Origin of the sequence: Trinickia sp. (genome assembly GCF_051954495.1) — a bacterium.
In the GTDB taxonomy this organism is placed as follows: Bacteria; Pseudomonadota; Gammaproteobacteria; order Burkholderiales; family Burkholderiaceae; genus Trinickia.
In genome coordinates this window covers 1-15,170 of record NZ_JBQCHR010000190.1, presented here as the reverse complement: position 1 = coordinate 15,170, position 15,170 = coordinate 1, and the positions used below count along the sequence as shown (strand labels likewise).

15 protein-coding genes are annotated in these 15,170 nt (G+C 66.1%); 4 read left to right on the top strand and 11 right to left on the bottom strand.

The genetic code is table 11. The annotated features are described in order from the left end of the window. Nucleotides 1–490: 490 nt before the first annotated feature. A complete protein-coding gene (locus ACTHNR_RS26575; protein WP_440551816.1) occupies nt 491–736 on the top strand; it encodes an H-NS family nucleoid-associated regulatory protein in 246 nt (81 codons plus the stop codon). 46 nt (nt 737–782) lie between these two features. Here ACTHNR_RS26575 and bluB read toward each other — a convergent pair whose 3' ends face one another. The 3 genes from bluB to ACTHNR_RS26560 form a co-directional block, all read right to left on the bottom strand. After that, the gene (bluB, locus tag ACTHNR_RS26570; RefSeq protein ID WP_440551814.1) at nt 783–1,457 is read right to left on the bottom strand and encodes a 5,6-dimethylbenzimidazole synthase; all 675 of its coding nucleotides are present in this window, start codon (nt 1,455–1,457) and stop codon (nt 783–785) included. Further along, a complete protein-coding gene (locus ACTHNR_RS26565) occupies nt 1,441–2,739 on the bottom strand; it encodes a cobyrinate a,c-diamide synthase (protein WP_440551813.1) in 1,299 nt (432 codons plus the stop codon). Before ACTHNR_RS26565 ends, bluB begins: the two co-directional genes overlap by 17 nt. 184 nt (nt 2,740–2,923) lie before the next feature. After that, a complete protein-coding gene (locus tag ACTHNR_RS26560; RefSeq protein ID WP_440551811.1) occupies nt 2,924–3,430 on the bottom strand; it encodes a ferritin-like domain-containing protein in 507 nt (168 codons plus the stop codon). Nucleotides 3,431–3,593: 163 nt separating this feature from the next. On the opposite strand from ACTHNR_RS26560, the gene ACTHNR_RS26555 reads away from it, so the two are divergent. Next, nucleotides 3,594–3,725 (top strand): hypothetical protein, encoded by a 132-nt coding sequence (locus tag ACTHNR_RS26555; protein ID WP_430367148.1) that lies wholly within the window; start codon nt 3,594–3,596, stop codon nt 3,723–3,725. Between the two features lie 141 nt (nt 3,726–3,866). On the opposite strand, the gene ACTHNR_RS26550 is transcribed toward ACTHNR_RS26555, so the two are convergent. From ACTHNR_RS26550 to coxB, 6 genes are all read right to left on the bottom strand, one after another. Continuing rightward, the gene (locus ACTHNR_RS26550; protein WP_440551809.1) at nt 3,867–5,192 is read right to left on the bottom strand and encodes a c-type cytochrome; all 1,326 of its coding nucleotides are present in this window, start codon (nt 5,190–5,192) and stop codon (nt 3,867–3,869) included. Next, a complete protein-coding gene (locus ACTHNR_RS26545) occupies nt 5,189–6,088 on the bottom strand; it encodes a cytochrome c oxidase assembly protein (RefSeq protein WP_440551807.1) in 900 nt (299 codons plus the stop codon). The genes ACTHNR_RS26550 and ACTHNR_RS26545 overlap by 4 nt, the downstream gene beginning before the upstream one ends. Nucleotides 6,089–6,168: 80 nt before the next feature. Then, nucleotides 6,169–6,498, bottom strand: a complete 330-nt coding sequence (locus tag ACTHNR_RS26540; protein WP_440551806.1) for a hypothetical protein — start codon at nt 6,496–6,498, stop codon at nt 6,169–6,171. Between the two features lie 21 nt (nt 6,499–6,519). Then, complete coding sequence (locus ACTHNR_RS26535; RefSeq protein ID WP_440551804.1) at nt 6,520–7,176, bottom strand: cytochrome c oxidase subunit 3; 657 nt, start codon at nt 7,174–7,176, stop codon at nt 6,520–6,522. Then, the gene (ctaD, locus tag ACTHNR_RS26530; protein ID WP_440551803.1) at nt 7,173–9,122 is read right to left on the bottom strand and encodes a cytochrome c oxidase subunit I; all 1,950 of its coding nucleotides are present in this window, start codon (nt 9,120–9,122) and stop codon (nt 7,173–7,175) included. The genes ACTHNR_RS26535 and ctaD overlap by 4 nt, the downstream gene beginning before the upstream one ends. Beyond that, on the bottom strand, nt 9,119–10,153 hold the full coding sequence (gene coxB, locus ACTHNR_RS26525) for a cytochrome c oxidase subunit II (protein WP_440551801.1): 1,035 nt from the start codon (nt 10,151–10,153) through the stop codon (nt 9,119–9,121). Before coxB ends, ctaD begins: the two co-directional genes overlap by 4 nt. A 326-nt stretch (nt 10,154–10,479) precedes the next feature. Between coxB and ACTHNR_RS26520 the strand changes: the two genes are divergently transcribed. Both ACTHNR_RS26520 and ACTHNR_RS26515 read left to right on the top strand, forming a co-directional pair. Beyond that, nucleotides 10,480–11,775 carry an Nramp family divalent metal transporter gene (locus ACTHNR_RS26520; protein ID WP_440551800.1) on the top strand — a complete coding sequence of 432 codons (1,296 nt, stop codon included), beginning with the start codon at nt 10,480–10,482 and terminating at the stop codon, nt 11,773–11,775. A 388-nt stretch (nt 11,776–12,163) separates the two neighbouring features. After that, nucleotides 12,164–13,744 (top strand): aldehyde dehydrogenase (NADP(+)), encoded by a 1,581-nt coding sequence (locus tag ACTHNR_RS26515; RefSeq protein WP_440551797.1) that lies wholly within the window; start codon nt 12,164–12,166, stop codon nt 13,742–13,744. A 91-nt stretch (nt 13,745–13,835) separates the two neighbouring features. Here ACTHNR_RS26515 and ACTHNR_RS26510 read toward each other — a convergent pair whose 3' ends face one another. Both ACTHNR_RS26510 and ACTHNR_RS26505 read right to left on the bottom strand, forming a co-directional pair. Then, entirely contained in the window at nt 13,836–14,441 is a 606-nt protein-coding gene (locus ACTHNR_RS26510) for a short chain dehydrogenase (protein ID WP_440551818.1), read from the bottom strand. Nucleotides 14,442–14,495: 54 nt separating this feature from the next. After that, the gene (locus ACTHNR_RS26505) at nt 14,496–14,963 is read right to left on the bottom strand and encodes a hypothetical protein (RefSeq protein WP_440551796.1); all 468 of its coding nucleotides are present in this window, start codon (nt 14,961–14,963) and stop codon (nt 14,496–14,498) included. Nucleotides 14,964–15,170: the final 207 nt, after the last annotated feature.

Here is a 15,170-nt window from a genome sequence, read left to right as displayed (position 1 = left end):
TTGCCGTAGGCGTTATGCAATGCATCCACGAACACGATTATGAATGGAATATCGGTACGTCCGAGCTCGTACGTTAATCTCCGGCGCAAGCCCCGGCGATGGGTGTGCGGATGGCGGGGCACGCGCGACGCGACGAAGCCGTTCGGCGCAGACGTCTCAAAAGCCGTCGCCTCCCTCGTGAGGGTGGCGTGTTTATCCCTATGACGAAAGCGAGGCTGCGCCGCGGCTGACGGGGTGGAACGGAGGGGCCCGCGGCCGTTGGAACGGTCCATGCATGTGAAAAGATACACTGGCCTTTTGATGGTTTTGCTTTTTGTCGATTTTGTATCGATAATTCAAACCGACACCTGCTTGAAGACGCTGGCGCGCGGCCCCACCGGGCAAGCGTGGCGGGCGGCTGCAAACCTTCCGTTCGCGAGTCGAGTATGATTCGCCTCGGGTCAATGGGGGATCTACGCGCCCCCTGCATCAACCATAACCGGAATCATCGATGGAACAGCTTGAAGGCGAGGCCCGCGAACGATTGATTCGCTGGCTGCGACGCCGCATGGACGAATACGGCATTACCGTAGAAGCCGTGGCCGAATCAATTTCCGCAGATAAGGAGGCGGAGCGGCCCATTCTCTACCGCGATGCAATGGGCAATACCTGGGATGGCTACGGCGATCCGCCCGATTGGCTGCGCCGAGCCGTGGCGGCCGGTCAGAATATGGATTTCTACCGCTGCGAAGGCTAACGCGCCGCGTTCGACACGGGCCTCGCGCAAGCGCGTTCGCCGCGCGTCATTCCTCTTGGGGCGTTTTCGCGCTTTCCGGCTCGTCCGGCCAATAGTTTTCGAAAACGCAGTGGTGTACCGGCATACGCTCGGCCCATTTTTCGAGCTCGAGCATCGGGCGCGGATAAAACGCTTCGACGTGTCCGAGGCACAAAATCGCGACCGGTTTCGCGCCGGCGGGCATGCGCATCAGCGCGCGCACCTCGTCGACGTCGAACAGCGACACCCATCCCATGCCTAGGCCTTCCGCGCGCGCCGCGAGCCACATGTTCTGAATCGCGCAGGCCACCGAGGCGAGATCCATTTCGGGCATCGTGCGGCGGCCGAACACGTATTGGTCGCGGCCGTCCATCAGCGACATCACGAGCAATTCGCCGCATTCGAGCATGCCTTCCACTTTAAGGCGCATGAATTCGTCGTGGCGCTCGCCCAACGCGTCGGCCGTACGCACGCGTTCGCGCTCGACCGCATCGTGCAGCGCCGCGCGCAGTGCGGGATCGGTGATGCGCGCGACGCGCCACGGCTGCATGAACCCTACGCTCGGCGCATGGTGGGCCGCGGCGATCAACCGCGACAGCACGGTTGCATCCACGGGGGCCCGCACGAAATGCCGCATGTCGCGGCGTTCGTAAATCGCGCGGTAGACGGCCGCGCGTTCGTCGTCGTCAAATTGCATCGCCATGAAAGAGTGCGGCCGCGAAGGCCGGATTGGAAGGCCAATACCCGTGAAGATACGAGGCGACGATCGCCCCGTGGCGGTACAGCGGTTCGCCCGGCGCATCGGACTGCGCGTGCCGCGCGGTCAGGGTGGGCGCGAGGGCCGTGTCGATATGCGAGTAGTGGAACGTGTGGCCGCGCATCTCGCCGTGCTTGCCGGCGATCGATTGCATGCCGAGCGCCGCGAGCCGCGTGCTCAGCGTCGCGTGTCCGGGCAGCAGACCGAGCATGGGTGTGGTCACGCCCGCGCTGTCGGTGAGCGTCTCGAGCAGGTACAGCATGCCGCCGCATTCCGCGAAAAGCGGGCGGCCGGCGGCCGCATGGGCGCGAACGGCATCGGCCGTGCGCCGATGGCGCGCGAGCGTGCTCGCGTGCAATTCCGGATAGCCGCCGGGCAGATACAGCGCGTCGGCGCCCGCCGGCAGCGGCTCGTCGGCCAGCGGCGAAAACGTGCTCACGCGCGCGCCGAGCGAAACGAGCAAGCGAAGATTCGCCGGATAAACGAACGAGAATGCGGCGTCTTGCGCGACGGCCACATGGACACCGTCGAGCAGACGCGGCAGCGGCGACGCCGGCGGCGCGTCGAAGTCGACGGGCGGCGGCAGCTTCGCCAGGGCGGTCGGCTCGAGCGCATCGGCCGCGCGGTCGATGCGTGCATCGAGGTCGTCGATCTCCCCCGCGCTATGAAGGCCCAGGTGCCGCTCGGGCAGCGCGATGTCCGGTGTTCCGGGCACATGTCCGAGCCAGCGTACTTCCTCGGGCAACGCATCCTCGAGCATGCGTGCGTGGTAGTCGGAACCGACGCGATTGGCGAAGACGCCGTGGAACGTCAGCGACGCGTCGAAGCGCGCAAGACCGAGCGCGACCGCCCCAAAGGTCTGCGCCATGGCTTGCGCGTCGATGACCGCGGCGACCGGCAGTCCGAAGCGCTTGGCCAGATCGGCGCCGCTCGGCGTACCGTCGAACAGCCCCATCATGCCTTCGACGAGAATGAGGTCGGCGTCGCGCGCGGCGTCGGACAGCAACTGCCGGCAACGCGTTTCGCCCACCATCCACAGGTCGAGCGAATCGACGCTCGCCCCGCTCGCGCGTTCGAGAATGGTCGGGTCGAGAAAATCGGGGCCGGTCTTGAAGATGCGTACACGCAGCCCACGGCGGCGATGGGCCCGCGCGAGCGCTGCCGTGATGGTGGTCTTGCCTTGGCCCGATGCCATGGCGCCGACGAAGAGGGCGGGACACGAGGGCATGGTCAGGCGCGTATCGACGACCCGAATCGGGCCGGCGATGCAGAAATGAACGACGATGAACGATGCATGAAACAGGCGCTTGCGCGGCTCGATGAAACGATACGCGCAGTGTAAAGCGCTTGGCTTACGCCCGCACGACAATTGCGCGCGGGCGTGCCCAACTGTCGGCGCCGTTGTGCGTCGTTCAGCGCTTGGCCTCCTCGCCCGCCGCCGAGCGTTCGAGGTAGGCGGTGACCACTTCAGGCATGTGCTCGAGCAGCCACCGCGCCATCTCCACTTCCTGCGGCAAGATCGTTTCGCAGCAGCGTTGCGTTTCCGTGTCGCCAACCGATTTTGCCGCGGCGATAAGCGCGGTGTACGAAGCGATTTCGAAGTGCTCGAATACATAGCCGGCCATGCCACCCTTGACCACTTCGTCGCTGACCATCATGCCGCCGACGGCTTGCCCCATCGCCGAGATGCGCGCGGTGAGATCCTTGATGGTCGATGGGCCGCTGCCCAGACGATCGAGACAGCCCTCGAGCAGCTTTTGTTGCGATAGCGTTTCGTCGAGATGTTGCTCGATGCGCCCTTTGAGCATCGGATAGTGCTCCAGCCGCGAGGCTTGGGCCTTAAGCATCGATTCGGCTTGTTTCTCCATTGCATAGGCATTCCTTAACCAGTCGATCAGGTGTTCTTTGGGGTCGGTCATGTTTCTCTCCATAACGGCCGCGTCCGCGATCGACGGGTCGCCGGTGCCGCGCACGGCGATCGACAACCACGCAACGGGCGTTCCCGCCGGATGTGCGCGCCTGGCGGGAATGGGCGTTGCGACGCCAGCTATGTCGCAACCGGCAACCGAATGGAGGACCGCCATGTCGCATGCAAAGCCCAGCAACTCAGCGCCGAGCAATCCGCGCCAGCAGCAACAAAGCAAGCCGATGGGGCAGCAGCAGCAAAACCAGCAGAAGATGCCGCGTCAGCAAGGCGGCCAGCGCCAGCCGTGACGTGTTCCATCCGGCTCGGGCCGTAGAGATGCGCGAGCGGGCGGAAGGCCGCGCTCGCGCCTCGCCAGTCGACCGATCGACATCGCGGAAAACGTGCGGAAAACGTGCGGAAAACGGTAGCCCCGCTACGAGGCTCCCCCGCTATTTATGCAAAATCTGTCGCAGCGCGGCAACATCGTTGCCCGAGATCGGCTGCGCGTCGTTGCCCCAGGCGCCGCGAACGTAGGTGAGCGCATCGGCGATCTGCGCGTTTGAAATGAGGCCCGCGAACCCCGGCATGCGCTGACGAGGCGGACCGCTGAGCGTAGCCGCGCTGTTGCCGCCTTCAACGAGGAGGCGAATCAACGATGTCGTGTCTTTCGCCAGAACCGATGGATTGCCGGCGAGCGCGGGGAAAGCGAGCGGCACGCCCTTGCCGTCCTCGCCGTGGCATCGCGCGCAAAACGAGCGATAGACGAGGTACCCGACCGATTGCGAATCGGGTACGCGGTTGCCGTTGCTTGACGTGCGCGCCGGCTGGCTGACGGGCGCGAAGGTGCCGGATGGTTGCCGGGGCGGCAAGGTTTTCAGATAGTGCGCGATGGCGAGCAGGTCATCGTCGGAGAGGTACTGCGTACTGTCTTCGATTTGCTCGACCATGCTGCCGTACGCCACGTTGCCTGCCGCGTGGCCCGTTTTCAGGAAACGCGCGATATCGGCTTCGCCCATGCGGCCGAGGCCGGAGCCCGGATCCCCCGTCAGATTCGCGGCGAACCAATGGTCGTTGATCCCGCCCGTAAGGAACCGGTTGGCCGATTCGTCGTAGCCGCGTTCTTGATAACCCCAGCCGCGCGGTGTGTGGCACGCACCGCAATGGCCGAGCGACTGCACGAGGTAGGCGCCTCGCGTCCACTGCGGATCGTTGGGGGCGTGCGATTTGAATCCGCCGCGCGGCATGAAGACGAACTGCCAACCGAAGAGCGTCCAGCGCTGATTGAACGGGAAAGCGACATCCGCCGGCTCGTTGGGCTTCGGTACGGGCGCGACGCGCTGCATCAAGTAGGCGTACAGGGCGCGCAAGTCCCCGTCCGACATCTTTGAAAATTCGGGATAGGGCATGGCGGGATAGAGCGCCTTGCCGCCGGGTGCGACGCCGTGCCGAACGGCGCGATCGAAATCCTCGAACGAGTATCGGCCGATGCCGTAGCTCGGGTCCGGGGTGATGTTGCTCGTCTTGATCGTGCCGAACGGCGAGCCCATGCCGAGTCCCCCCGCGAACGGAGCGCCGCCCTGGGGCGCCGTGTGGCAGCCCGCGCAATCGGCCGCCTTGGCGACATATTCACCGCGCGCGAGCAATGCTGCATCGGCGGGCGCATCGGTGTGCGTCGGCGCCGCCGCGTTTTGCCGGCCCGTGCCCATGGCGATCGCCAGCACGGCCGGCAGCGTCAGCACCAGGAGGTCCGTTGCCATGCGCGGCGGCTTTTTCATCGGGTCGATTCCTCCATGGCCGCCACGTTCGCGGCGCAAGCCGGTCGATTTCCTGGCCGCGGCCGCGGCCGCGGCCCGCCCCGCGTCGTGCCGAGCCAGCGCGCCGCGACCGCTAGCGCCCCGATCAAGTAGGCGAGCGCACCAGGGATCCACATGATGAGGCCGCCGAGCTGTTGATCTTGAAGCGGGTCCAGTCCGAGCGCGCTCGTGGGCTCGATGTACGACGGGTACCAAATGCCCGGCGCCAACGTGATCAATGCGCCGAGCGCGCCCGTATGGACCATCGTCGTAAACAGCGAGAACATGGCATGCCCGGTGCCGCGTCGCGTTGCGCCTTCGCCGACGATGCCGCGCCATAGCAGCAGCGCGGTCACCAAAAAACTCGTGTGCTGCAGGGCGTGGACGGCCGGGTGCGCCACCGCTGCTTCGAAAAGCGCCGGGACGTGCCATGCCCAAAGTGCGATGGCGTGAAGCACCCAGGCCCACAGCGGCGAGACGAGCCGTCGCCAACAGGCGGTCCATGCGCGCGAGCGCACGGCGCAACCGATCGAGCGCCGCATGGCCGCAGGCAGTGCCCATAGCATGACGCCTAGGGGGCGACCAAGGACCATCAAGGGAGCGCAGATCAGCATCATCGCTTCGTGCTCGACCATATGAGCCGAGAATAGCGCGTCGCTGAGCGTAGCGAGCGGCGAAACGAGGACGAGCGCCAACGCGGTCCACCCCGCGACGAACGCAGCGGCATGCCCGCGCCTTGCACGGCGTCCGGCGCGGCCGCGGCGATCCAGGCGCGCAAAGCCAACGCCATAGAGTGCGATGGTCACGCTCAGCAGCAGTACCACCCAAGGCTCGACATCCCAGCCGAAGCTCGGCCCGACGCCCGATGCGGTAGCCATTCCGTGCGCGTGAGCGGTTGCGACATGCGCGCCAGCCCATGCGGCGATCGACGCGCGTGCAAAGCGTCGGCAGTACGCCTTCATCGGCACGGCGAAAGCAGCCATTGCGGGAACCACATCGTCACCTGGATCAGCGTGGATAGCGCGCCGACCACGGTCGCCGCAAGCGCGAGACAGGCCCCGCGCGCGGCCCGGGTGTCGTAGCTCGCGGCGAACGGCGCGGCCGTCGCCCGCCATTTCCGATACGCGAGCGCCGTGGCCGTCGCGCAAAGGACGAACGCCACGGCGCTGACGGCGTTGAGCGGCGCGCGTGTGCCCCAACGGCAGGCGAACTGCACGAGGGCATAGTCGGCGCTTTGCGCGCCCAGCACCAGTGCCGGGGCGGCGAGCAGGCCGAGCCAAGTCTTCATCGCGGCGATGCCTCCTCAAAGTCAAATGCGCGGTGCAATGTAGATGACCGCATAGATCGGCAGCCAGCTCAATACGACGAAATACCAATACAGCGCGTTTTCGCCGACGTCGACAAAGCGTTTTCCCTCGAGCGGTCCGATGTAAAGCAACGCCGTGAGGACGGCCGTATCGATCGTATCGGTGACGAGATGGGTCGTATGCAGACCCAGCAAGAACCATACGATCGACCCGTAGGCGTTCGCATACCATTTGACGTTCAATGAGGCGAATTCGAACCCTCTGACAGCGAGAAACGCGAGCGCGAAGAGGAGGCAAAGCACCAGCCACGCGCGCGCGGCACGCCGATCGAGGCGTTGCGCCGCGCGCTTGACGAGCGCATTGGGCGCGAGGCTCACCAACAGCACGACGGTATTGAGCGTGCCCCAGCGCCAGTCGGGCGGCGGGGCGCTCAACGGCCAGGACGTATTGACGTCGCGCAGATAAAAGTAGACGGCCACGGCGATCGCGAATGCGGTCCCCTCGATCAACATCAGCCCCGCGGTGGCCCACCACATCAAACTACGGGCGCCGAAGCCGAAGCTCGGCAACTGGCGCACATCGAGCGTACCGGGCGCGGTGCCCGCACCGGCGTTCGCGTTGGCGATCCCCTCGTTGCCGATCGGCGCACCTGTGCTCATGGCTTGCGCTCCAATGCTAGGGCTTGCGCGTTTTGACGGCGCGTCGGCCAAAACCATGCGGTGAGCGTGACGACCACGGGCACCGAGCCCCAGACGATGGCCCAAGGCGTGAACACCGACCCGATGAACAGCACCGTGGTGGCGACCGCGCTCACGAATGGCCAGATCGACGGGGCCGGAAACAACGGACGCAGATCCGGTTCGGCGTCGAGCGCCGTCGTCACTAGCACTTCGCGCGCATCGGCGGCCAGCCCCGAAACATAAGCGGGCGAGCCCGGCGGATCCCACAACGGATCGCGGCCGTGCACGACCGGAATGGCATCGAAGTTATGCGGCGGCGGCGGGCTCGTCGTACTCCATTCGAGCGTGCCGGCGCCCCACGGATCGCGGCCGGCCGGCTCGCCGCGCCAAAGCGCGCGCGCGACATTGACGAGAAAGAGCGCGATGCTGACCGCGATGGTCGCGGCGCCTATGCTCGAAATCAGATTCAGCTCCGACCATCCCATGCCGCTCGGATAGGTCCACACTCGCCGCGGCATACCGTGCAGGCCGAGCACGTGCATGGGAAAGAACGCGACGTTGAATCCGACGAAGAACAGCCAGAACTGCCAACGGCCGATGCGCTCGTCGAGCATCTTGCCCGTGACCTTCGGAAACCAGTAGTGGAACGCGCCGAACAACGGGAACACCGCGCCGCCGAGCAGGACGTAGTGCAGATGCGCCACGACGAAATAAGTGTCGTGCAGCTGCAGATCGAGCGGCACGGCGCCCAGCATGATACCGGTCATGCCCCCGAGCACGAGGATGAAGAAAAACGCGAGCACGAACAGCAGCGGGGTTTTCACGTTGAGCCGCCCTGTCACGAGCGTGGCGATCCAGCAGTAGATCTGAATGCCCGAGGGCACCGCGATCATGACGCTCGCAGCCGTGAAAAAGCTCTTGCCGAGCGCGGGGACGCTCGTCGCGAACATGTGATGCACCCAAAGGCCGAAGGCGAGAAACGCCGTGGCGATGAGCGCGAGCACGATGGCGGTGTAACCGAAAACGGGCCGGCGCGCGAACGTCGGCAGGATCGATGAGATGAAGCCCAGCGCCGGGATAAAGATGAGATAGACCTCGGGATGGCCGAAGAACCAGAACAAATGCTGCCAAAGCAAAACGTCTCCGCCGAGCGACGGGTTGTAGAACTGGGTGCCGACGAGGCGGTCGAGAATCAACGCGGTGCTCGCGAGCATGATCGACGGCATCGCGAAAACGACCATGAATTGCGTGACGAGCGTCGCCCAGGCGAACAGCGGCAGACGGTTCAGCGACATCCCGGGCGCGCGCATCTTCAGAATCGTCGTGATGAGCACGACCGCCTCGAGCAACGCCGATAGCTCGGTGAACGTGATCATTTGGGCCCAAATATCCGGGCCTTTTCCTAGTCCGTAGTTCGGCCCCGCCAGCGGTACGTAGCTGAACCAGCCCGCCTGAGGCGCCGCGCCCAGCAGCGCCGCGACGTAGAGGGTCAAACAGCCGAACAAGAAGACCCAGTAGGCGTAGGCGTTCATGCGCGGAAAGGCGATGCTGCGCGCGCCCACCATCAAGGGAATCAGGTACGCCGCAACGGCCTGCATGACCGGCACCGCGAACAGAAACATCATCGTCGTGCCGTGCAGCGTGAACAGCGCGTCGTACGTATCCGGGCCGACGAGGCGATTGCCGGGACGCGCGAGCTGCAGCCGCATGATGAGCGCGAGCACGCCGGCGAGTAGGAAGAAGGCGAACGTCGTGGCGATGAAGCGCCGCGCAATCGTTTTGTGATTGATCGCGGCGAGGGCGCCGAGCCAGCCTGGCGGGTCCGCCCACGTCGTCGCCAGCGCGCGGCGCGCGGCATCCGATGCGTCGGGGCCGTCGACGAGACGCGTCGAGCGAGCGGAAGGAAGCGCGGCGGAATCTGTCATTTGAGTGTGGTCAACCAGGCGACGAGCGCTTGCAGATCGGGGGTGGACAAACGGCTTGGCGGCATCGTCGTGCCGGGTTTGACGGCGTTCGGGTCGCTGATCCACCGGGCCAAGTCGGCGGCGGTGTTCGCCAGCGCGCCGGCGGCGAGGGTTTGCCGGCTCATCAGGTGCGTGAGGTCGGGCGCAAGCAGCCCGGCCGCGTGCGTCCCGCGCACCGTGTGGCAGTTCGCGCATGCCGAATGCTCGAACACCTGCATGCCGCGGGCTGTGAATGCGGTGCTCGGCTCGACGGCGGGAGCCGCCTGCGATGCCGCCCATGCCGCATAGCGATCGGGCGGATCCGCGACGATCCTAAGCGCCATCAATGCATGCTCCGCCCCGCAGAATTCCGCGCACGGTCCCGCGTAGACACCCACGCGATCGGCGCGAAACTCGATCGTCGAAGCGATGCCCGGCAGCAAATCCTTCTTGCCGTGCAGGCTCGGCACCCAAAAGCTGTGAATCACGTCGCCCGCGGCCAGCGATACGACGATGGGGCGGCCGGCGGGAACGTGCAGCTCATTGGCCGTGACGAATGCCGGATGTCCTTCGTCGGCTGCATAGCGCGCCTGCCACCACCATTGCCAGCCCGTCAGCTCGATATGCAATGCATTGGCGACGGGCAGCTTGGACAAGGCGCGATCGGTCAGGACATCGGCGACGACCAGTGCGACGAGCAGCACGACAGACGCCACGCTCGCACCCACGACGGCGCCTCGCAAGCCACGTTCGGGTTCGACGTTGCCGCGCAGGTCGGGCGGCGTCGCGCGATCCGCACGCCGCCGGCGCATCAGCGCGAACAGAACGCCGACGAGCACGGCGGCGAACACCCCGCCGCAGACGAGTACCGTCAAGTGCCAGAGCCGAGCGATGTGTTCGGCCTGGACGCCGTGCGGCGCCAACGCACTATGCTGCAGCGCGTCGGCGGCCTGCGACGCAGTCGCAGCGCACGTCGTCGCCCCGACGGCGAGCACGGCGGCCAAGGCCGGCATGGCCCTTGCAACCGCTCGCCCGTGGCGCGCTGCATTGACGCGCCGCGGCGGCGAGGGCCGAATGCCGATGGAGAGAGCACGCGATCGTTTCATGCGGCAGAGTCGAGAGATCTGGCGGGGGGCGAACGGATGGCAGTCAGCAGGTTCCATTCCCGGTCCATTCCCGATCCCTCGCGTTCGCCGCACTGCGCAAAGCCCAAAACACTGCCACACTTGACATCCACTAGACGAAGGCTCGAACGATTCGCAGCTGCCGCTTCCTCGTACGCCGCAGGGTCGCGGTGCGAGCGGCGTGCGCGCCGTCGGGCGTCGAACGAGGCGTGCCCATGAACGACACCCCGGTGTCCGAGCGCGAGCGAAACTGGAGCGCGCGTACCGCTTTGCAAATCCGCGAAGCCCTCGATGGCCGACGGCGCGGCGTGCGTATGCTGCTGCCGTTCGCGGGCCCCGCCGTCGTCGTGTCCGTCGCGTACATGGACCCGGGCAACCTGGCGACGAATCTGCAAGCCGGCGCCGGTTACGGCTACGCCCTGCTATGGGCCGTGCTATTCGCCAATCTGGCCGCGATGCTGTTTCAAGCCGTCTCGGCGCGCGTCGGCGTGGTGACCGGCATGAGCCTCGCGACGCTATGCGCGCGCCGGTTGCCGAAGAGCGTCGTCTTCGCGATGTGGATCGTGAGCGAGATTGCGGCGATGGCCACCGATCTCGCGGAATTCCTCGGCGGGGCGATCGGGTTCTCGCTTCTCGCGCATATTCCGTTGCTGGCCGGCATGGCGATCACGGCCGTCGTCACTTGGGCGCTGCTGTCGCTGCAACGGCGCGGTTTTCGTCCGCTGGAGCTGGCGATCGGGGCGCTCGTCGGTCTCATTGCCGTCGCGTATATCGCTCAGCTGATTTTCGTGCCGGTGCCTTGGGGGGCGGTGATGAGCGGTGTATTCATGCCGGCGGTGCCCGACCGCACGGCGCTGATCGTTTCGGCGGGCATCGTCGGCGCCACCGTCATGCCGCATGCGCTCTTCTTGCACTCGGGACTCACGGGCGAACGCATCAGGCCGCGCGGCGAGCAAGAGCGCGGCAAGCTCGTGCGCTATGCAAACACGGAGGTGATCATCGCCTTGGCCGTCGCGGGCCTCGTGAACATGGCCATGGTGATCATGGCGAGCGGGGCATTCCACGACGGGCATCGCAATCTGACCGACATCGGCGAGGCTTATCGCACCCTCACGCCGTTGTTCGGTTCGATGGCGGCGGGGCTCTTTCTCACCTCGCTGATGGCTTCGGGCATTTCGAGTTCCGTGGTGGGCACGATGGCCGGGCAGATGATCATGCAGGACTTCCTGGGCATCTCGCTGCCGCTATGGCTGCGCCGCGTGGTGACGATGGCGCCGAGCTTCCTCATCGTCGCCATGGGATACGGCGCGACGCATGCGCTCGTACTGAGCCAAGTCGTGCTCAGTTTCGCGGTGCCCGTGCCGATGCTCGCGCTGATCGGCTTCGCCAGCAGCCGGCGAATCATGGGCGTGCATCGGTTGGGCGTGGGCATGCGCGCTCTCGCCGTGGCGGCGTTTCTCATCGTATTGGCGATGAACGCCGTGCTGCTTGCTCAAAGCTGGCCGCTTTGAACAACGAGTAGCCGGATCGATCGTAGGTGAGTGTTTTCGGGACTACCACAGGTGAGCGCCGCCGGACGGGCCAGCTTCACGTCGCCGCCTCCGGAACGTCGATTTTCGGCCAGCTTAAACCCGTCACAGGGTCGGTTTAGCATGCGCAGAGGCCTCGATTTCGATTTTTCGGTGAAGTTTGCGTGAACGTACGGTTCACCCAGCGCCGCCGACCGCGCCCAAGGTGAGCATTTTCGGGATCTACCCGTCCCACGATATGGACACAGCGGCAGGGTTGCTCGCGAAATCCGGATTCATGCGAAGATCAAAGGTTCCGACGGGCGTTGCCCGTCTCCGCCATTGCGACTACCGCCGGACAGCGAGCCGGCATCTACTGGAGAAACTGACGATGCAGATCACGGGAGACATGCTGATCGGCGGCGCCTCGGTGCGGGGTACCGCCGGGACGCTGCGCGCGTTCGACCCGGCCCGTAACGCTGAAATCGAGCCCGTTTTCGGCGCCGGCGACGCCGGCGACGTCGATCGCGCCTGCAAGCTCGCGCAGGCGGCGTTCGATCCGTTCCGGCAAGCGCCGCTCGAAACGCGGGCGCGGCTGTTGGAGGCGATCGGCGAGCGCATCATGGCGCTGGGCGATGCGCTCATCGAGCGGGCCCAAGCGGAATCGGCGCTGCCCAAGGCGCGTCTAGAAGGCGAGCGGGCGCGGACCGTCGGCCAGCTCAAGCTGTTCGCGCAGGTGGTGCGCGACGGCCGCTGGCTCGCCGCGACGCTCGATTCGGCCATGCCCGAACGCAAGCCACTGCCGCGCTCCGATCTGCGGCTGCAGATGATTCCGGTCGGCCCCGTGGCCGTATTCGGCGCGAGCAACTTCCCGCTTGCATTCTCGGTGGCGGGTGGCGATACCGCTTCCGCGCTGGCAGCCGGCTGCCCTGTCGTCGTGAAGGCGCACCCGGCGCACTTGGGGACGTCCGAGCTCGTGGGCCGTGCGATTCAAGAGGCGGTGGCGGAATGCGGTCTGCCGGCGGGCGTGTTCGCGCTCGTCGTCGGCGCGGGCAACGCCGTGGGCGAGGCGCTCGTCGCACATCCGGCGATCAAGGCCGTCGGTTTCACGGGTTCCCGCGGCGGCGGCATTGCGCTGATGAATATCGCCGCGCGGCGTCGCGAGCCGATCCCGGTCTACGCGGAGATGAGCAGCATCAACCCGGTCTTCGTGCTGCCTGGCGCCTTGGCCTCGCGCGCCGAAGCGATCGCGACGGGTTTCGTCGATTCGTTGACGCTCGGCGTCGGACAGTTCTGCACGAATCCCGGCCTCGTGGTGGTGCTCGACGGCCCGAACCGCCAAGCGTTCGTCGACGCGGCCTCGAAGGCCCTCGAGCAGAAGGGCGCGCAAACCATGTTGACCGCGGGCATTGCCAGCGCCTATCGCGATGGCGTCAGCAAGCGCGCGGGCGTGGAAGGCGTGACGCGTGTCGGTCAAGGCGCGAACACGGATGCGCAGCACTCGGCGTTGCCCGAGCTGTTCGCGACGACCCAGTCGCGCTTTCTCGCGTCGCCTCCGCTCGAAGACGAAATCTTCGGGCCGACTTCGCTCATCGTCACGTGTGCGAACGTCGATGAAATGATCGAATTGGCCGAACATTTGGAAGGCCAGCTGACGGCGACGCTGCAGATGGATCAAGCCGACGTCGAACTCGCGCGCAAGCTGTTGCCCACGCTCGAGCGCAAGGCGGGCCGCATCTTGGCGAACGGCTTTTCGACCGGCGTGGAAGTCTGCCATGCGATGGTCCACGGCGGCCCGTTCCCGGCAACGTCCGATCCGCGTTCGACCTCGGTCGGCTCGCGCGCGATCGAGCGCTTCTTGCGCCCGGTCAGCTATCAGGATCTGCCGGCTGCCCTGCTGCCGCAGGCGGTGCAGGACGACAATCCGTTGAACCTCTGGCGCTTGCGCGACGGTACGTTCGAACGTCGCTAAGCGGTACGACGAAGGGCGGCGAACTCCCGTTCGCCGCCCTCGTTCGTTTTCGACTCGCGCGTCGTTGTATCGGCGCGTATCTCACCGCGCGTTAATTCCCCACGCGATAGACGCGCCCAGTTTGTGCGCCTTCCACGCTGCGGCAGAAGGCGACGGCCGCGCGCTGTGCGCTGACGGCTTCGAATCCGCGGAAGTACGGCGCATAGGCGTCGAGCGATTCCTCGAGTACGGTCGGGCTCACGACGTTGATGCGCAGGCCGCGCGGCAACTCGATGGCCGCGCCGCGCACGAAGCCTTCGAGTGCGAGATTCACCGTGGTGGCGTTGACGCCTTCGCGGATCGGCTCGTCGGCCAGGATGCCGCTCGTCAATGTGAACGAGCCGCCGTCGTTGACATGATGCTGCGCCGCCAGCACGACGTTGATCTGACCCATGAGCTTGTCGCGCAGGCCGATCCAGAACTGATCGGCCGTCATTTCGTGGAACGGGCCGAAGTGAACTCGGCCGATGGTCGTCACCACCGCGTCCACACGGCCGATTTCATGGAAAAGACGCTCGACGCTGGGCAGATTCGTTGCATCGACGTGATAGTCGCCGCGTGTCGCGCCGACTTCGATCACCTCATGCCGTTGCTTGAGCTCTGTGCAGACGGCCTGGCCGAGCGTACCGCTCGCCCCAATCACGACGATTTTCATCAGGACTCCTCGACGAAATGAAGAAACGCGCGGCGCCGCGCGCCGCGTCATCGCGCATTATGAGCGCGCGCCGATTTTCGTGCGAAGAGGTAGCGTCAGCAAGACGGCTGCGACGAGCTTGCCGGCCAGCCCCAGCCCGGTGACGAGCGCGGCCAGCGGGTAGGTGCTCCATTCGCCGGGCAGCAATGGAGCGACAAATACGACCGAGCCGAAGCCGAGCAGGACAGTGACCCAGCGCGCCCATGCGTAACGTAGGGCGACGAGCGCATAGAGCAGCCCAACGAGCGCGCGCGCCGTCAACGCAGCCGCGAGCGCGGTCGGCACGGCCCCGGCGCTTTCCGCCGGCGCGGGCGCAATTTGCCCGAGGGGCAACTCGATCCACGCGAGCGCGTAGCTGATACCCAAGCACGCGAGCGCGACCGCGAACCGCCGGGCCGCGCGCGGTTCGAGCGGGGCGCGGCGCGGCGGGCGCGCGAGGCGTACGCGCCGGATCCGGGCGCCGGGTAACGGGTGGCTCGCGTTCATAGTCGCTCGCAAGGGTGGGCGATGCCCGATTCGCAGCGGCGCGGATGCGCGCGGCGTGCACAGTCGTTCATCGTAGATCTAACTCCGGTTTGAAACCCCGCCCTTCAGGGCGGTGAGCTGGGACCCCGGCCTGAAGGCCGGGGTTTCAGCGATTCTTTGGGAGGGGTGCAAACCCCTTCCAAAAGTGTTCAGCCAAACCGGCCTGAA